The 18,220-nt window shown below is 65.8% G+C and carries 15 protein-coding genes; 9 read left to right on the forward strand and 6 right to left on the reverse strand.

Going from position 1 to position 18,220, the window contains the following annotated elements:
• Positions 1-2: 2 nt before the first annotated feature.
• Genes secF through ACSYG9_RS22085 form a run of 4 tightly spaced genes read left to right on the forward strand, consistent with a single transcriptional unit; the run spans position 3 to position 5,868 of the window.
• Positions 3-1,193 carry a protein translocase subunit SecF gene (gene secF / locus ACSYG9_RS22070; RefSeq protein ID WP_440124486.1) on the forward strand — a complete coding sequence of 397 codons (1,191 nt, stop codon included), beginning with the start codon at positions 3-5 and terminating at the stop codon, positions 1,191-1,193.
• Position 1,194: 1 nt separating this feature from the next.
• Positions 1,195-2,946 carry an ABC transporter substrate-binding protein gene (locus ACSYG9_RS22075; RefSeq protein WP_440124487.1) on the forward strand — a complete coding sequence of 584 codons (1,752 nt, stop codon included), beginning with the start codon at positions 1,195-1,197 and terminating at the stop codon, positions 2,944-2,946.
• On the forward strand, positions 2,943-3,500 hold the full coding sequence (locus ACSYG9_RS22080; RefSeq protein ID WP_374229884.1) for an adenine phosphoribosyltransferase: 558 nt from the start codon (positions 2,943-2,945) through the stop codon (positions 3,498-3,500). The genes ACSYG9_RS22075 and ACSYG9_RS22080 overlap by 4 nt, the downstream gene beginning before the upstream one ends.
• Positions 3,501-3,555: 55 nt before the next feature.
• The gene (locus ACSYG9_RS22085; protein WP_440124488.1) at positions 3,556-5,868 is read left to right on the forward strand and encodes a RelA/SpoT family protein; all 2,313 of its coding nucleotides are present in this window, start codon (positions 3,556-3,558) and stop codon (positions 5,866-5,868) included.
• Between the two features lie 14 nt (positions 5,869-5,882).
• Here the strand turns inward: ACSYG9_RS22085 and ACSYG9_RS22090 are convergent, their stop codons facing one another.
• The 3 genes from ACSYG9_RS22090 to ACSYG9_RS22100 all read right to left on the reverse strand — a co-directional run bounded on the left by ACSYG9_RS22090 (position 5,883) and on the right by ACSYG9_RS22100 (position 8,493).
• Complete coding sequence (locus ACSYG9_RS22090; protein WP_454839925.1) at positions 5,883-6,665, reverse strand: peptidylprolyl isomerase; 783 nt, start codon at positions 6,663-6,665, stop codon at positions 5,883-5,885.
• A 185-nt stretch (positions 6,666-6,850) separates the two neighbouring features.
• Positions 6,851-7,624, reverse strand: a complete 774-nt coding sequence (locus ACSYG9_RS22095; RefSeq protein WP_454839927.1) for a peptidylprolyl isomerase — start codon at positions 7,622-7,624, stop codon at positions 6,851-6,853.
• The gene (locus ACSYG9_RS22100; RefSeq protein WP_454839929.1) at positions 7,624-8,493 is read right to left on the reverse strand and encodes a peptidylprolyl isomerase; all 870 of its coding nucleotides are present in this window, start codon (positions 8,491-8,493) and stop codon (positions 7,624-7,626) included. Before ACSYG9_RS22100 ends, ACSYG9_RS22095 begins: the two co-directional genes overlap by 1 nt.
• A gap of 149 nt (positions 8,494-8,642) precedes the next feature.
• Here ACSYG9_RS22100 and ACSYG9_RS22105 point away from each other — a divergent pair, with 149 nt between their 5' ends.
• The 3 genes from ACSYG9_RS22105 (at position 8,643) to ACSYG9_RS22115 (ending at position 11,286) form a co-directional block, all read left to right on the forward strand.
• Positions 8,643-9,326 (forward strand): MBL fold metallo-hydrolase, encoded by a 684-nt coding sequence (locus ACSYG9_RS22105; protein ID WP_454843020.1) that lies wholly within the window; start codon positions 8,643-8,645, stop codon positions 9,324-9,326.
• Between the two features lie 45 nt (positions 9,327-9,371).
• On the forward strand, positions 9,372-10,646 hold the full coding sequence (hisS, locus tag ACSYG9_RS22110) for a histidine--tRNA ligase (RefSeq protein ID WP_440124492.1): 1,275 nt from the start codon (positions 9,372-9,374) through the stop codon (positions 10,644-10,646).
• An 85-nt stretch (positions 10,647-10,731) separates the two neighbouring features.
• On the forward strand, positions 10,732-11,286 hold the full coding sequence (locus ACSYG9_RS22115) for a hypothetical protein (RefSeq protein ID WP_440127765.1): 555 nt from the start codon (positions 10,732-10,734) through the stop codon (positions 11,284-11,286).
• A 29-nt stretch (positions 11,287-11,315) separates the two neighbouring features.
• On the opposite strand, the gene ACSYG9_RS22120 is transcribed toward ACSYG9_RS22115, so the two are convergent.
• Positions 11,316-12,542 carry a hypothetical protein gene (locus ACSYG9_RS22120; protein WP_440124493.1) on the reverse strand — a complete coding sequence of 409 codons (1,227 nt, stop codon included), beginning with the start codon at positions 12,540-12,542 and terminating at the stop codon, positions 11,316-11,318.
• Positions 12,539-12,877: a type VII secretion target gene (locus ACSYG9_RS22125; RefSeq protein WP_440124494.1), complete on the reverse strand. Its 339-nt coding sequence runs from the start codon at positions 12,875-12,877 to the stop codon at positions 12,539-12,541. Before ACSYG9_RS22125 ends, ACSYG9_RS22120 begins: the two co-directional genes overlap by 4 nt.
• Before the next feature lie 164 nt (positions 12,878-13,041).
• On the opposite strand from ACSYG9_RS22125, the gene ACSYG9_RS22130 reads away from it, so the two are divergent.
• Complete coding sequence (locus tag ACSYG9_RS22130; protein WP_454843021.1) at positions 13,042-14,064, forward strand: Rv2578c family radical SAM protein; 1,023 nt, start codon at positions 13,042-13,044, stop codon at positions 14,062-14,064.
• A gap of 118 nt (positions 14,065-14,182) precedes the next feature.
• The gene (locus ACSYG9_RS22135; protein ID WP_454839932.1) at positions 14,183-16,774 is read left to right on the forward strand and encodes a multicopper oxidase domain-containing protein; all 2,592 of its coding nucleotides are present in this window, start codon (positions 14,183-14,185) and stop codon (positions 16,772-16,774) included.
• Positions 16,775-16,813: 39 nt separating this feature from the next.
• Here ACSYG9_RS22135 and mqo read toward each other — a convergent pair whose 3' ends face one another.
• Positions 16,814-18,217: a malate dehydrogenase (quinone) gene (mqo, locus tag ACSYG9_RS22140; protein ID WP_440124497.1), complete on the reverse strand. Its 1,404-nt coding sequence runs from the start codon at positions 18,215-18,217 to the stop codon at positions 16,814-16,816.
• Positions 18,218-18,220: the final 3 nt, after the last annotated feature.

The raw sequence follows: 18,220 nt of genomic DNA on the forward strand, positions 1-18,220 counted from the left end.
CGATGACCGACACGACGACGACGGCATCGATCGGCTCGCGGAAGGGAAGGTTCTCCGGTCTGTACACCGGCACAGGAGCCTTCGAGATCATCGGGCAGCGCAAGCGCTACTACATCATCACCGCCGCGATCGTGGCTGTTGCTCTGCTGAGCATGCTCGTGCGCGGTTTCACCTGGGGTATCGATTTCGAGGGTGGTACCCGGATCCAGATGCCCGCGGTGGCAGGCGCGACCGCCTCCGAGGTCGAAACGGTGTTCAGCGACACGATCGGAACCGAGCCGGAATCGGTGCAGACCGTCGGCGCGGGCGCGGGCGCAACCTTCCAGATCCGGTCGGAGACTCTCGACCTGGGTCAGGTCGAGGCGGTGCAGACCGCGCTGTACGACGAATTCCAGCCGTTGGGTGCCGACGGAGAGCCGTCGCGCAACGCCATCAGTGTCGCGGACGTCAGCGAGACCTGGGGCGGACAGATCACGCAGAAGGCGCTGATCGCACTGCTCGTGTTCTTGGTGATCGTGAGCGTCTACATCGGGGTTCGGTACGAGCGGGACATGGCCGTCGCGGCCATCGCAGCGATGTTCTTCGACATCATCGTCACCGCAGGCGTCTACTCTCTGATCGGGTTCGAGGTGACACCCGCAACCGTCATCGGTCTGCTGACGATCCTCGGGTTCTCGCTGTACGACACGGTGGTCGTATTCGACAAGGTCGAGGAGAACACCCGCGGGCTCATGCATCTGCACCGGCGGACCTACGCGGAACAGACCAACCTGGCGGTCAACCAGACTCTGATGCGGTCGATCAACACAACGATCATCTCGGTACTGCCGGTGATCGCCCTGATGGTGATCGCTGTGTGGATGCTCGGTGTGGGAACCCTCAAGGATCTCGCGCTCGTGCAGCTGGTGGGGATCGTGGTCGGTGCGTACTCGTCGGTGTTCTTCGCGAGTCCGCTTCTCGTTACGCTGAAGGAATGGCGTGGCCCGATCGCGAAGCACACCCGCAAGGTCCTCGCGAAGCGGGAAGAGGCAGCAGCGCGTGCGCAGAGCCGTGCCGGTGATCTCGCGCCTGCGGGCGACGAGGCCTCGGCCGCGCCGACCGTGAGCTTCGCAGCGCAGCGCTCGGCGCCTGCACAGCGGACCCCGCAACCAGGTGCCCGCCCGACCGGAAAGCGTGCCAAGAGAAGGTCCTGATATGGCTGCGAGCGAAAGCAACGAGCGACCCCACCACCGACGCAGCCGACTCTTCCGGAGGGTGGTTGCGGTCGGCGCGGCACTCACCGCGGCTGCCGTGACCACCGTGGCCTGCGGCACGGAAGATGAGCCGCTGCCGTCGATCGGATACATGATCGACAACACAGTGACCTCGTACAACGCGAATACGGTGGACGGCGCTGCCTCGGGAGCCCGGCAGGCGCTGGCCAGGGTCCTGCCCGGTTTCGGGTACGTTGGCCCGGCCGGCCGCGTCGTCGCCGACACCGATATCGGTACGGCAACGGCGGTCCCGGGCGATCAGCTCACCGTGCAGTACCGGCTCTCGCCCGGCAGCGTCTACTCCGACGGTGTGCCGATGTCATGCGACGACCTTGTGCTCACCTGGGCTGCCGCCAGTGGGCGTTTCACCGCGCCGGACGAGTCGGGTACCGAGTCCGATCTCTTCGATGCGGCGCTCCGCGGCGGTTACGCCGACATCGAGCGCATCGACTGCGCCCCGGGTTCCAAGGACGCTACCGTGGTGTTCCGCCAGGACCGTGGAGACACCGACTGGAAGTCGCTGTTCGGTGCCACCGAGCTGATGCCTTCGCACGTCGCAGCGCGTGCTTCCGGGGTCACCGATCTGGTGGGTGTCCTGACCGGCGGCGATGTCGAGGCGGTCCGGCCGATCGCCGAATTCTGGAACACCGGGTGGGCATTGACACCGGGAGCCCTGGATCCGGCTCTGCTGCCGTCATCCGGGCCGTATCGGATCGAGTCCTACACCGAAGACGAGGGGCTCGTCCTCGTGGCGAACGACCGGTGGTGGGGTAATCCACCCGGTACCGACCGGATCGTCGTGTGGCCCCGCGGAACCGCCGCGCAGGCAGCGGCCGAGGAAGGACAGGTCCAGGTCGTCGACAGTGCCGACGGAGCGCTCGGGCACATCTCGGCGCTGGGGGAGACGGTGGAGTCGTCCACTTCGGCCTCCCGTAACCTCGAACAACTCGTCCTCGCGACGAATGGAGTCTTCGGGAACCCCGCGGCCCGTCGAGCATTGGCGTCGTGCGTACCACGGCAGCAACTGTTCGACGAACTCGGTGCGGCGACCGACGACGAACGGTCGGGGCTTGTCGGGTCGAGATTGCTCCCGACGGATTCGCCGCTGTACCCACTCGTGCTGGGTCCGTCCGACCGGTTCGGCACGGTGGATCTCGAAGCGGCGCGCGCTGAGCGTGAACGTTCGGGGCAGGAGCGAATCCAGGTACGGGTCGGATACACGGCACCGGACATGCGCCGCGCGCGCACTGTCGAACTGATCGCGCAGTCGTGCCGTGACGCAGGCATCGACATCGTCGACGCGGGGTCCGAGACATTCGTTCCGTCGCAGCTCGGTGCGGGCCAGATCGACGCGGTGCTCGCCGGGACCGCCGGGGCGTCGGGGGCCGGAGGCCGGGCCGACATGGAAGGTGCACGTGGCGCGCTGCATTCACGTGCGGGAAGCAACATCGGCGGCTACGCCAACGGGCGTATCGACGAGATCCTCGACGGTCTCCTCGTGGCAGGCGACAATGCCACGGTGCTGGGGCTCGTGGAGGAAGGCGAGCGGATCCTGTGGGACGAGATGCCCACACTGCCGCTGTTCCTGCAGCCGCGCACCATCGGATTCGCCCCGAACATGCACGCCGCACTCAGCAATCCGACGGCCGCAGGTGCGGGTTGGAATATGGATCGGTGGATACTTACCGGGTGAACGTTCTACGCACCGCCGATCCTGACCTGCTCCGAGAGGCCGCTGCCGCGGTGACGGCTCATACGCGCTGGGTCGATGATTTTCCGAGCCCCGGCGTTCGCTTCGCCGATCTCACACCGGTGTTCGCCCACGGCCCGGCGTACGCGGCAGTCGTCGCGGCGCTGGCCTCGGCCGCACCGGACGCCGAGATCGTTGCCGGGATCGATGCCCGTGGCTTCCTGCTCGGCGGTGGGATGGCGCGCGAGCTCGGTGTGGGCGTGCTCGCTGTGCGCAAAGCAGGCAAACTGCCGCCACCGGTGCAGACGTGTGAGTACACGCTCGAGTACGGTACGGCCGCCATCGAGATTCCCGACGAGTCGCCGTCGTTGCGTGGGCGCAGAGTGCTCGTGGTGGACGATGTCCTCGCCACCGGCGGGACGCTCGGCGCCACTCTGGAACTGCTCGAGCGGGTCGGGGCGGACGTCGTCGGGGTCACCGTGGTGACCGAACTCGAAGCGCTCGGCGGACGTGCGCGCCTGGAAAGCTACCCGCTGACGTCGCTGGTGCGTCTCTGAGGATTACAGTTGGCGGAAAGCCGGTGTTCCGGAGCCAGCGATGGGAGGAACGGGGATGACCCAGAATCTTGACAAGTCCCAGAGCGCTGGTGCGGCACCCGCAGCGACACCTGCGTCGAGTTCGGCCTCGCGGCGTGTGCGGGCTCGCCTCGCGCGCCGGATCACCGGTCAGCGCAGCACCGCTGTCAAGCCGGTGCTCGAACCGCTGGTGACGATCCATCGTGAGCTGTATCCCAAGGCCGACTTGTCGCAGTTGCAGCGTGCCTACGATGTCGCGGAGGAACGGCACGCGAGTCAGCGGCGCAAATCCGGGGATCCGTACATCACCCATCCGCTGGCGGTCGCGACGATCCTCGCCGAACTCGGCATGGATACGACGACGTTGATCGCCGCGTTGCTGCACGACACGGTCGAAGACACCGGGTACAGCCTCGAACAGCTCACCTCGGAGTTCGGGGAGGAAGTTGCGCACCTCGTCGACGGTGTCACGAAGCTCGACAAGGTCGTGCTCGGCAATGCTGCAGAGGCCGAGACCATCAGAAAGATGATCATTGCCATGGCCCGCGATCCGCGGGTTCTGGTGATCAAAGTGGCCGACCGACTGCACAACATGCGCACGATGCGGTTCCTGCCGCCCGAGAAGCAGGCACGTAAGGCCCGCGAAACGCTCGAGGTCATCGCGCCGCTCGCGCACCGACTCGGCATGGCGACCGTCAAGTGGGAACTCGAGGACCTCTCGTTCGCGATCCTGCATCCGAAGAAGTACGAGGAGATCGTGCGACTGGTCGCGAACCGCGCCCCGTCCCGCGACACGTACCTGGCCAAGGTGCGCGACGAGATCGGGTCCTCGCTCGCCGCGTCACGGATCGACGCGACCGTCGAAGGCCGCCCGAAGCACTACTGGTCGATCTACCAGAAGATGATCGTCAAGGGCCGCGACTTCGACGACATCCACGACCTGGTGGGTATGCGGATTCTGTGCAACGAGGTCCGCGATTGCTATGCCGCTGTCGGCGTCGTCCATTCCCTGTGGCAGCCGATGGCGGGGCGGTTCAAGGACTACATCGCGCAGCCGCGGTACGGGGTGTATCAGTCGCTGCACACGACGGTCATCGGTCCCGAGGGTAAGCCGCTCGAAGTGCAGATCCGGACGCGCGACATGCACCGGACCGCCGAGTTCGGGATTGCCGCGCACTGGAGGTACAAGGAGACCAAAGGCAGGCACTCGGGCGATGTCGCCGAGGTCGATGACATGGCGTGGATGCGTCAACTGCTCGACTGGCAGCGTGAAGCTGCCGATCCCGGCGAATTCCTCGAATCTCTGCGGTACGACCTCGCCGTCAAAGAGATCTTCGTGTTCACCCCCAAGGGCGAGGTCATCACATTGCCATCGGGTTCGACCCCCGTGGACTTCGCGTACGCGGTGCATACCGAGGTCGGACATCGATGTATCGGGGCACGAGTCAACGGAAGACTCGTAGCCCTCGAACGCAAACTCGAGAACGGCGAGGTCGTCGAGGTATTCACCTCGAAGGACCCGAATGCCGGGCCGAGCCGCGACTGGCAGGCGTTCGTTGTCTCTCCTCGCGCGAAGGCGAAGATCCGGCAGTGGTTCGCGAAGGAACGCCGAGAGGAAGCACTCGAAGCGGGCAAGGACGCGATCGCGAAGGAAGTCCGCCGAGTCGGACTGCCGTTGCAGCGGTTGATGAACGCCGATCTGATGGTGGCGGTCGCCAAGGAGCTGCACTACGCCGATGTGTCGGCGCTCTACACCGCTGTCGGTGAGCATCATGTGTCGGCTCATCACGCCGTCCAGCGCCTCGTGGCATTGCTCGGCGGTGTCGGCGGCGTCGAAGAAGAACTCGCCGAGCGGTCCACACCGTCCACGATCCCCACCCGCTCGCGGCAGAGCGGCGACTCCGGCATCCTCGTCCCGGGCGCACCTGGCACCGTATCGAAGCTCGCGAAGTGCTGCACCCCGGTCCCGGGCGACGAGATCATGGGGTTCGTGACGCGCACCGGCTCGGTGAGCGTGCATCGCACAGACTGCACGAATGCGGGTTCTCTGCGTGAGCAATCCGAGCGGATCATCGAGGTCGAGTGGGCGCCGTCGCCGTCATCGGTGTTCCTCGTCGCGATCCAGATCGAGGCACTCGACCGGCACCGGTTGCTCTCCGATGTGACGAAGGCGCTGGCCGACGAGAAGGTCAACATTCTGTCTGCATCCGTCACCACCACCGGCGACCGGGTTGCGGTGAGCCGATTCACCTTCGAAATGGGTGATCCGAAGCATCTCGGGCACGTGCTGAACGTGGTCCGCAACGTCGAGGGTGTATACGACGTCTACCGGGTGACGTCGGCAGCCTAGGACGGATCGAGCGGTTACCCCACCGACGTGATCGTCACAGGGGTGTTCGGTACGCCGCCGCCCAGAATCGAGCTGGCGTCGTGACCGGTCGCCGCCGCGGCATCCAGACGCGCCAGTGACTCGTCGGTGATGCGGGCGAAGGCCGTGTAATCGGGGCGCAGCAGTGTGTCGCCGGTGATCAGGAAGAACTGACTCCCGTTCGAGTCGGCTCTGCCGCTGTCGGCCACGGCTACCGTCCCGCGCGGGTAGGCGACTATCTGCGGGGGCCTTCCCGTCGCGGTCTGTGCCATCAACTGCTGCACCGGGTACTCGTCCGGATAGGTGTAGCCCGGTCCACCCGTGCCGGTTCCTGTCGGGTCGCCACACTGGTAGTACTGCTGACCGATTTCGTCGGCCAGCCGATGGCATGACGTGCCGTTGTAGAAGCCTTGTTGGGCCAGGCTGACGAAACTGTTGACCGTGCAGGGTGCACGGCCTCTGTCGAGGACGAGTTCGATACGGCCGATAGAGGTCTCGAATGCTAGGTCCTCTGTGCCGGTGGTCGAGGCGGACTTCGAGGGAAGCGTCGCGCTCCGTGCGGCCGATCCCGAAGTTGTGTACGAGCAGGAGGCAGTGGGGGAATCCACCGGAGGGGCGTCGGGGAGGCGGGGGTAACGCGATACGGCTTCGCTGGTCAGTGCGTGACTGGGAGCCTCGGTTGTGGTGGTGGCGGGTGGTGGCGTTGCGGCTGTACCGCTGGAGCAGCCGGCTGTCAGTGCGGCACCGAGGAGCACGCCTGCGGCGGCGAAACCGCGCAATCCGGACGAGCCGATCGATGTAGGAGATATCACAGAGTCGGTAGCGTAGCGGAAAGAATCACGATTTGATAGAGGTGTTGTCACTTTTCCGTAAACTGCACACGGATGTTTCGGCGGCCGACACAGAAGACGGGGTGTTCCTCGCCGTGGCGGCGAGGAACACCCCGTGGGTCAGGAGCCGTGCTCTACGACGAGACGGTCACCGATTCGATCTGTACGGGGAGATTCGGAGCGCCGCCGCCCGCCGACATCGAACCGTCGTCGCCCGCCGCAGCGACCTCCTCGATGACTGCGAGGCCTGCTTCGTCGACTGTGCCGAACACGGTGTACGTCGGAGGCAGTTGCGAGTCCTCATAGACGAGGAAGAACTGGCTGCCGTTGCTACCTGGCTGTCCGGTGTTGGCCATGGCGATCGTGCCGCGCGGGTATACCACCGGCTGACGCAGCTGCGGGGCGCCCTTGGCGTAGAAGTTCTCCGGGTACTCGGTGTCGAATCCGTAACCCGGGCCACCGGTGCCGGTGCCCGTCGGGTCACCGCACTGCAGTACCTGCAGTCCGGGCGACGTCACGAGCCGGTGACAGGGAGTGTCGTCGAAGTAGCCCTGCTCGGCGAGTGAGACGAAACTGTTCACCGTGCATGGTGCAGATGCCCGGTCCAGCAACAACCCGATGGGCCCGGCGCTCGTCGTCATCGAAACCTCGGCGATGCCTGCCGCAGACACGGCCGAGTCGGACGGCGGTGTCACGTCCTTGGCGGCTTGCCCGTCCTGTGCGTAAGTGCACGAGACGGGTTCGCCGTCCGCGGGACGCTCCGGCAGTGCGCCCGACGCGGGCGGCTGGTCGGCCTCGGAGCTGATGGATGTGGTCGTCGTGGTGTCGCTCGCGGAGTCGTCGGCGCAGCCGGCCAGCAGCAGAGCCAGGCCTGCGCCGGCGGCAACGGTGGTGCGCAATCGGATCATCAGTCCATCCTCACACTCGTGAGAGTTGTTTCCAGGGCCGGGGCGCCGTCCTGGCCGCCACCGGCAACTCCGTCCGCCGCGATCTTGTCGAGTGTCTGGAGTCCGGTCTCGTCGATTTCACCGAAGACCGTGTACTGCGGCGGCAGGACGGAATCGCCGTACACCAAGAAGAACTGGCTGCCGTTGGTCCCCGGTCCGGCATTCGCCATCGCGAGGGCGCCGCGCTTGTATGTCATCGGTTCCTGGGATGCGGGGTCGTCGGGCGCGAATTGATCGGTCGGGAACTCGTTCGCGAATTGGTAGCCGGGCCCGCCGGACCCGGACCCCGTCGGATCGCCGCACTGCAACACCTGCAAGCTGGGGGCCGTCGTCAGCCGATGGCACGTGGTCGCGTCGAAGTAGCTCTGTGACGCGAGGGACAGGAAGCTGTTGACCGTGCACGGCGAATCGGCGTTGTGCAGGATCAACCCGATGTTGCCTTGCGATGTCTCGACACTGACGCTGATGTCCGTGTTGGCCTCACCGGAGGTGAGGATCCCCTCGGTGCGCGGAGGCTCTACCGGTTTCGACGGTTCGCGGCCATCGGCCGGATACTCGCAGCTCACGGATTCGGCGAGGGGTTCGGCCCGGCCGTCGGGCAGTGCAGGATACTCGGGTTCGGAGGTGTCGGTCGCTGCGGTCTCGGAAGTGTCCTCGGAACCTCCGTTCATGGTCCACAGGACAGTGACCGCGCCGACCACCACGACGATGCCGAGTGCCGACAGTGCGATTGTCAGACGGCGTCGTTTACGTTCGCGTTCCGCTCGGCGCTCGAGCTGGCGCTCGAGTTTGCGTTTCGCGGCCTGGCGCCGCTGTGCATTGCTCGGCACTGCGTTTGTCCTCCCGTGAACCGATCGATGTGCTGGTGCCCGCGTTCAGGCCGAGTCGAGTTTGCCACCCCAACCTGAGAACGGGGCGTCAGGGCACAGCGCTTAGGCTGTACGAGACCACGAATGCCCACACAGTAGGAGCGATGCTCGTGCTCGTAACCGGATTTCCCGCGGGGATGTTCCAGACGAACTGCTACATCCTTGCGCAGGACAACGCGAAGGAGTGCGTCGTCGTCGACCCGGGCCAGGACGCCGCGGAGCCTCTGATCGAGTTCCTCACCGGCTCCGACATGACGCCGCGCGCGGTGCTCCTCACGCACGGTCACCTCGACCACGTCTGGTCTGCCCAGACCGTCGCCGATCGATTCTCGATCCCCACCTACATTCACCCGGATGATCGCCACATGCTCAGCGATCCCGGCGTGGGGTTGGGATCGAGCCTCGCTCCGCTGCTGGAAGGAACCACGTTCACCGAGCCGCACAAGGTGATCGAACTCGCCGACGGCGACGAGATCGAGCATGCGGGCATGACGTTCGTCGTCGATCACACGCCCGGCCACACCCAGGGCTCGGTCGTCCTTCGCACCCGCACGAGTAACCCGGACGGTGTCGAGTTCGACGTTGCCCTGACCGGCGACACGCTCTTCCAGGGATCGATCGGTCGTTCCGACCTGCCCGGCGGCAACCATGAGCAACTGCTCGCGTCGATCGCCGCGAAGCTGCTGGTGCTCGACGACACCACAGCGATTCTGCCCGGCCACGGCGGTTCCAGCACGATCGGGCAGGAGCGGTCCTCGAACCCGTTCCTGGTCGGTCTCACCGGATCCCGCTGACCCGGGACGAAGTATCGAATCTTCCGACGAGAGAAAGCAGCGACAGTGAGCAAGGCCTCCACGTTCTCGGCTCCCAAGGGCGTGCCCGATTACGTTCCCCCGCAGTCCGCCGAGTTCGTGGCGGTACGCGACGGTTTGACACGAGCTGCGCGCCTGGCGGGATACGGGCACATCGAACTGCCGATCTTCGAGGACACGGGGCTGTTCGCGCGTGGCGTCGGTGAGTCGACCGATGTCGTCACCAAGGAGATGTACACCTTCGCCGATCGCGGCGATCGATCGGTCACACTGCGACCGGAGGGCACCGCAGGCGTCATGCGCGCGGTGATCGAGCACGGTCTCGACCGCGGGCAGCTTCCGGTCAAGCTGTCGTACTCGGGCCCGTTCTTCCGTTACGAACGACCCCAGGCCGGGCGCTACCGACAGTTGCAGCAGGTCGGGGTCGAAGCGATCGGTATCGACGACCCGGCGCTCGACGCCGAGGTAATTGCGATCGCGGATGCGGGCTTCCGGACCCTCGGCCTCGACGGTTTCCGCCTCGAGCTCACCTCTCTCGGCGACGACACCTGCCGACCGCAGTATCGGGAACGGTTGCAGGAGTTCTTGTTCGGTCTTCCTCTCGATGAGGAGACGCGTCGTCGCGCGGAGATCAACCCGCTACGGGTGCTCGACGACAAGCGTCCCGAGGTTCGGGAGATGACCGCAGGTGCGCCGTTGATGCTCGACCATCTGTCCGAGAGCGCGCAGGCCCACTTCGACGAGGTGCGCGCACATCTCGACGCGCTCGGCGTGCCGTACGTGGTCAATCCCCGCATGGTGCGCGGACTCGACTACTACACCAAGACCACGTTCGAGTTCGTACACGACGGACTCGGCGCCCAGTCCGGCATCGGCGGGGGCGGCCGGTACGACGGACTCATGGAGCAGCTCGGCGGACAGGCGTTGTCCGGCATCGGTTTCGGGTTGGGTGTCGATCGCACGATCCTCGCGCTCGCCGCAGAGGGCAAGACTGCGGCCACCTCCGCACGGTGCGAGGTGTACGGCATTCCGATGGGGGATGCAGCCAAGGGTGCGCTCGTACCGGTGGCGCACCGATTGCGAGCCGCGGGAGTCCGCGTCGATCTGGCCTATGGCGGCCGAGGGCTCAAGGGCGCGATGAAGGCAGCCGACAAGTCCGGCGCCGTTGTCGCACTGGTCCTCGGAGATCGGGAACTCGAGGCCGGAGAGATCGTCGTCAAGGATCTCCGCAACGGTGAGCAGGAGACAGTGCCGCTCGCCGACGTCGTCGCACGCGTGGGTGAGGCAGTTGACCGCGCCTGACGGTCGGCACGCGCCGAGACCGGAACCGATCGCACTCGACCTGATCCCCGCGCAGCTACTGGCACCGCGAGCCCGGAAACTCGCGATGCTCGCGGTTCTCGTCGGTCTGATCGTGGGCGCGATCGTGTGGCTGGTGGCATCGTGGTGGATCGCGGCCCTCGTTGCCGCTGTCGTGGGCCTCGTCCCGGCACTCGGTGCGATCACCGTCACGAAACGGCATATCCGTCTCGACGGAACGGTGATCACAGCGAGCGGACTGTTCCGATCGCGCAGGGTCGAACTCGAGCACCTCGCGGGAATCGAACTGCTGGTGCGTGTGGGCCGGGTGTCGCAGGTCATCGTGCGAGTCAACGATGGCAGCCACGGTCTGATCATGGTTCCGATCGCGTTGTACAGCGGTGACGGTGGCCGCGAGCTGGACATCCTTGCGCTACGGAGGTTGGCAGATGCCTTCGCCTCGAGTGAACTGGCTTCGGCGGCCGCGATCTCGTCTGTCCTCGTCGAGCAATTACGCGCGGAAGCGCGGGATGCCGGACTCGGTGAACGCCCGTTGTACCGCGCGGTCGAACTGGCGCGCGGCGCGGGACGGGTACCTCAGACGACTCTGACCGATCACGAGGTGGCATCACTCGTCGAGTGATGCCACCTCGTGATGCCTGCCGGGACGGATCACCACTGGTCGTCGACGGCTCCGATCACCGCGGGGGTCACGAACGGTAGCTCGCCGACCACCTCGCTGGTGGCCCCGGAGGTGACGAGAATCCCTCGGGTTCGACGTTGCTCGGCGTCCTCGGCGCGGTTCGCTGCAGTCACCGGCGCGCCACCGAGGGCAGGCCCGCGGGCGGCGCCACTTGCATTACCGGCTGTACCCGCGCCGGCGGAGGTGGGGGCCGCTGCGATAGGTGCCCCGGCCGGCGGAATCGCCGTCGCACCGGAGTTCGCCGCGCCGTAGCTGCCTGCCGCACTGCCGTACGCCGCACCCGAACTTCCCGTTCCGAGACCTGCCGCGGCGGTACCGGACGTGACCGAGGTGGCGAGCGTGGCGGTTGCGCCCGTCGTTCCTGTCGAGGTGGGCAGGGTCGAGGCGGGCTCGCCGACAGGGCCCGGGAAGATCTCACCGATCCTCGGTATAGCGCCCGAAGCCGAGCTGGCGAACCCACTCGGATCGAGCGGCATCGATGTCATGGCAGGCGCAGGCACCGGGATCGGCGGAGTCAGTGCATTCATCGCTACTGTGTGCCCGGTGAGTTCGCCGCGGGTCCGTGCGACGACCGCAAGTGCAGAACTGACGTGCTCGACGGCCGACGCTATCAGCGCAGCCTGTCCGGGCGGAGTCATGGCCACCGGCGCGGTCGCGACGGCGGACGCAATGAAAGACTGTGCGATGCCGGTCAACTCGATGTTCCCGCGCTCCACGGTAGCGCTCGCCGCGCGGGTCACCTGACCGATGAGGTTGCCGCGCTCACTCAGTTCGTACGACGCGAACTGCGCTTTGGTCGAGTGCTCGGCGGTGGTATCGGCTGCTGTGCCCTCCCACGATTCAGGAAGGGCGGACAGCGCCGATCGGCCGAGCGTGGCGGCACCGTCGAGCAGCCCTGCACCCTGCTCCAGGATGGCCGAGGGATCGAGTGCTCCGCAGATGCCGGTGCCGAACATGTTTCCGAGTTCGACGAGGGGGCGGAGCAGCTCGTCGAACTCGGGCAGTGTAGGGATCGGAATCGATTGCAGCAGTTCGTTGATGGTGTCCGGTCCGGGTGCCGTCGGCGGTGCGAAGGTAGGCAGTTCGGGTGCCGATGGCAGTGGCATGTCGAGCACGGGCGCCACGGGCGATGCGCGCAAGGCATCGAGTACGGTGGGCGAGACCTCGGGCGCCTGCATCGGTGCGACAGCGTTCACGCGAGGCTCCCGTTGGAGCGTGTGAGAGCAACAGCGGTGGCAGTATCGGTGCCGTCGTATGCGGCGGCGGCCTCATGTGCCGCAATGCCGTTGGATGCGTACGCGAGTGCCAGTTGCCCCACAGCGCGCGTGTGTTCGCTCTGTGCGGCGACGAACGCTGCGAGAAAATCGGCGCCGATCAACCCCATTGCCGGACTCAGTGACGCGACATTCGCTCCCAGATCCATCGATCCGGCACGCGCAACCTGTTCTGCTGCATGAAGATTGGTGCTTCCGTACAGTCGTACTCCATCGGGAACCACCCGGATTCCGGCACCGGGAATCAAACCGCTCATCGAACCCCCCTCGATATCAACGTGTGGAGCACTTTAACTCGAGGTGTCCGGTAGCGCGACCGGGCCTCCATGTGGAGCGAATGGTCGGGTCGGTGGGAGTGGGGATCGAACACCGATTCGACGAGATGGTTGACAGTGGCTCGTACTAGTGTTCGACTGTGGGTATGCGGTGGACGACGCAGGCAGTGGACGCGGACGACGGTGCGCTGCCCGGGCTCGGGCGCTCCGATCTTGTTCGCCGCGTGCAGACCCCCGAATTCGAGGGCATCACCTTCCATGAGGTGTTGTGCAAGAGTGCATTGAACAAGACACCCGAGGCATCACGTCTGCCATTCGAGTACACGGTCAACACGTTCCGAGGTTGCAGTCACGCGTGCCGTTACTGTTTCGCGCGCCCGACACACGAGTACCTCGACCTCGATGCCGGCCACGACTTCGACACTCAGCTCGTGGTCAAGACCAACGTCGCGGCCGTCCTTCGTCGGGAACTCGCGCGCAAGTCCTGGAAACGCCAGCACGTGGCGCTCGGCACCAACACCGATCCGTATCAGCGTGCCGAAGGCCGGTATCGCCTGATGCCGGGCGTCATCGGTGCCCTCACGGAATCCGGTACTCCGTTCTCGATTCTGACGAAAGGCACGCTCCTCCGACGCGATCTGTCGTTGCTCACGCTTGCGTCACGTCAGGTCGATGTCCGTCTCTCGGTCTCCCTGGCGATCGGCGACCTCGAATTGCAACAACAGATCGAACCGGGGACGCCGTCTCCGAAGGCGAGGCTCGATCTCATCCGTGCGATCACCGACGCGGGCATGTCGTGTCATGTGATGGTCGCTCCTGTCATCCCGTATCTCACGGATTCGAGACGGCACCTCGAGGGTCTGTTCGCCGGCCTCGCGGCTGCGGGTGCGTCCGGAGTGACCGTGATTCCGATGCATCTGCGTGGATCCACGCGCGGATGGTTCCTGTCGTGGCTGGGTTCGGAGCATCCCGCTCTGCTGCCGCGATATCGGAGGCTCTACGGTCGAGGCGCCTATGTGGGCGGGGAGTACACGCGCTGGCTCGAAGCGCGAGTCGATCCGCTTGTCGAACAGTTCGGACTCGGGGGTGGACGAAAGACGCATCGAAGCGCGGCCCTGCCTGCCCCCGCCCGGGAGGGTGAAACGATCGGTTCTCCCACGCTCTTCTGAGGTGCGGATGCGTTCATAGAGGCTTTCGGCCTTCACCTCCAAAGGATTTCGGCAACACCGGTGTGGGCGCTACGACAATAGGTAGTATTCGACATCGCTGCGGTCCTACCATCGAGCCGTGACCACCACGAGACGGGTGAAGCGACCCCAGAGTTGGCACCAGCGGGCGGGTTTTCCTGTGCGGGTATGGCTCGTGTTACTGATCTTCGCCGGGCTCGCGCATCCGTTCCTGCCGGAGTCGCGATGGCTGCTCGTGCATCTGTTCACATTGGGAGCAGTCACCAACTCGATCGTGGTGTGGTCGCAGACCCTTGCCGAACGATTCCTGGGATTTCACCTCTCCGAAACCGAGCGCGGGCCACAGCTCACCAAGATCTACGCTCTGAATGCCGGCATCGTCGTCACGATCGTCGGCGTCGTCGGTGGATGGTTCCCGGCGACCCTCGCCGGAGCGGTACTCATCGGTGCGATGGTGGCCTGGCATGCGATTTCCCTGATATTGCTGACCGTGCGGGCGCAGCGGGAGAGGACCCGGGCGGGGGACCGGCCGGCCGGACATGCACAGCGCGTGTGGTTTCTCGTCGCGTCGTCGGCGATGCTGCCGTTCGGTGCCGGATTCGGCGCAGTGCTGGCCTACGGGGCCACGGAGCACACCGAAGCCGGATTTCTCCTTGCTCACCAGGCCATGAACCTGCTGGGGTTCCTTGGTCTGGCCGCCGCCGGAGTGCTCACCGTCATGTATCCGAATCTGATCGGGGCACCGGACGCATCGTCGGGACGACGCCCTGTAGCCCTGGCTGTCCTGCTCATCGGTATTGCGGTGCTCACGGCCGGGGCCTTGACCGGAAACTCGCTCGTCGCGGCGGCCGGTTGCGTGGTCTACCTTGCCGGATGGATCGTCGTGGCAGCACCGTTGTTGCGCGATGCGCTGTCTCATCCGCCCAACGGATTCGCTGCGGCCTCCGTCACCGCAGCGATGCTGTGGTTGCTCGGGTCACTCGCCGCCCTGGCGATCGTGCTCGCGACCGGGCCGATGGACTCCCATCGGGCAACGCTGATGACCGTGCCCTTCCTGGCCGGATTCGCGGCGCAATTGCTGTTCGGAGTCATGAGTCACCTGCTGCCAACCTTGATGGGTGGGGGGCCCGCGGTGGTCGGCACAGGCGTAGACAAGATGAACCGGTGGTGGATCTGGCGGATCGTCGTCATCAACACAGGTCTGTTGTTGTTCCTCGTGCCACTCCCGAGCTGGATGCGAGTCGGGGTCACCTCACTCGTCATGCTCGCCTTCGTGATGTTTCTCCCCATCATGATCACCAGTGCCAGGGCGTCGGCGGCGGGCCGTCGAGCTGTGATGGCGGGGCAGGCACCACCGGACCACGACCCGGCCGTTCATCAGCGTGGTTTGCAGGCCACCGCGGCGCTGGCCTGCCTCGCGCTCGTCTTCGCTGTCTCCTCGGGTGTCGGTGGCGGGAGTATCGGTGGGCAGGACGCTTCGGCAGGGGTCACCCCGACCGGAAATATCACGGAGGTTCACATCGAGGCCGTCGGGATGCGTTTCACTCCCGATATCGTTACTGTGCCTGCGGGCGACCGACTGGTCCTCACTGTCACGAATTCGGACGAACAGGTGCACGATCTTGTTCTTGCGACCGGCCACGATACCGGCAGGCTTGCGCCGGGTGAGTCCGCGACGCTCGAAGTGGGGGTCGTCGGCTCCGACGTCGAGGGCTGGTGTTCGATCGTCGGGCATCGGCAGCAGGGTATGATCTTCCGCATCGACGCGGACGCTGGTGACGGTGAATCGATGAGCCACGGCCACGTCTCGACAGGCGGCGCGCCGACAATCGACCTCGCTGCAGACCCGGGCGAGGGTTTCGTGGCCCGAGACCCTGTGCTCGAGGCTGCACCTGCGGGCACAACACATCGCTACACCTTCGAGATCACCGAAATGCCAGGTGAATACGCTCCCGGTGTACCACAGACCATGTGGACCTACAACGGGCGAGCGATGGGACCGACTCTGAGGGGGAAGGTCGGCGACCTCTTCGAGATCACGATGGTCAACAACGGAAGTATGGGGCACTCGGTCGACTTCCACGCCGGCATGGTCGGGCCCGACGAGCCCATGCGCACGATCAATCCGGGTGAGGAGCTGATCTATCGCTTCCGGGCCGAGCACAGCGGAATCTGGCTGTACCACTGCGCGACTCCGCCGATGGCGGTACACATCGCCGCGGGGATGTTCGGTGCGGTCGTCATCGACCCGCCGAGCCTCGGACCGGTCGATGCCGAGTACCTCATGGTGCAGTCGGACACCTACCTCGGCGACGGACAGGTCGACGCAGCAAAGGTCGCGGCAGGTAATCCGGATCTGGTGATGTTCAACGGGTTTGCCGACCAGTACGTGCATCGTCCGCTACACGCAGCGGCCGGCGACCGTCTGCGCATCTGGATCCTCGATGCCGGCCCCAACGAGACCGTCGCCTTCCACGTCGTCGGTGCCCAATTCGACACCGTCTACAAGGAAGGTGCGTATCTCGTGCGTGCCGGCGATCCGGACAGCGGGGGCTCGCAGGTCCTCGACCTCGCGGTCGCGCAGGGTGGGTTCGTCGAACTGCAGTTCCTCGAACCCGGTACCTACACGTTCCTCAACCATCGGATGTTCGACGGTGACCGCGGCGCGATGGGGAAGATCGTCGTCGAATGATGCTGGGGCACGGCGAGAAGCCCCCGGCGCGGTGTCGGGTCAGGTTGTCTTTCGCGACCGGTCGGCCACCAGGGTGTCGAGGGCGGGCGCCCACGTCTCCTTCCGGTCCGGAAAGCACCGTGTGAGCAGATCGACCATGACGGCAGGCGCGATGGACGCTCCCGGCGACGCACCGAGTAGTCCTGCGATGGTCCCGTCGGCGCTCGTGACGAGCTCGGTGCCGAATGTGAGCACGCCGCGGCCGTGTTCGTCCGGCTTGATCAGCTGTGCACGCTGCCCGGCCTGCACGAGGTGCCAATCAGCGGGATCCGCGCCCGGGTAGAACCGGAGGAGCTGCGCGAACTTGCGTTTCTTCGACGAAGCGAGTTGCCCGAGGAGGTACCGCGCGAGGGCCAGGTTGCGCAGGCCTGCGGTGGCCATCACGGCGGCGTTGCGCGGGCGGATCGTGCGGAACAGGTCGGACAACCGGCCGTGTCGCAGTAGCCGGGTGCTGAATGTTGCGTACGGACCGAACATCAACGACCGTGTCCCGTCGACCACGCGCAGGTCGAGGTGCGGCACCGACATCGGCGGAGTACCGATGTCGGCCTGACCGTAGACCTTCGCGGCGTGCCGTGCGACGATCGCCGGGTTGTCGGTGCGGAAGAACTGCGCTCCGACGGGAAACACGGCGTATCCACGCACCTCGTCGAGTCGCGCCTTCTGGAGCAACTCCAGCGAACAGCCGCCCGCGCCCACGAAGACGAACCGAGATGTGAGACGGAAGCGTTGCCCGCCGGCACGGTCTCGGCCGGAGATCATCCACAGGCCATCGTCGCGGCGGTGCAGGCGTGAGACCTCGTGGTGCAATCGCACCTCGGCGCCGCGGGTGGCGATGTCTTCGACGAGCCACTGTGTCAGGGCGCCGAAATCGAGGTCGGTGCCGGCGTGGTGGCGTGAGGCTGCCATGGGCTCGGCGTCGGTGCGGCCCTCCATCAGCAGGGGGGCCCACTCGCGGATGGTCTCGGGGTCCTCGGTGTATTCCATGTCGGAGAAGGCCGGCGATGTCCGCAGGGTGGCTACCCGTGTGCGGAGGTACTCGATGTCTCGTTTGCCGAAGACGAGGTCCATGTGGGGTGCGGGAGTGAGGAACTCCGGCATGGTGCCGTCGGCTGCCAGCGACGACCAGAACCCTCTGGAGAGACAGAACCGGCGCGCGATGTCCTGCGCCGTCGCTCCGTCGGTGGGGTCGGGCATGTAATTGAGTTCTGCGTAGCCTGAGTGCCCGGTGCCCGCGTTGTTCCATGCGGCGGAACTCTCCCCGGCGATCTCGTCGAGACGTTCGAGGAGGACGATCGAGGCGTCGGGTTCGACGCGGGACATCATGGCGCCGAGCGTGGCGGACATGATTCCGCCTCCGATCAGGACGACATCGTGGACAGTGTCGGATGTGTTGTCTCTCATGGG

This window comes from Rhodococcus sp. SJ-2 (assembly GCF_053750035.1).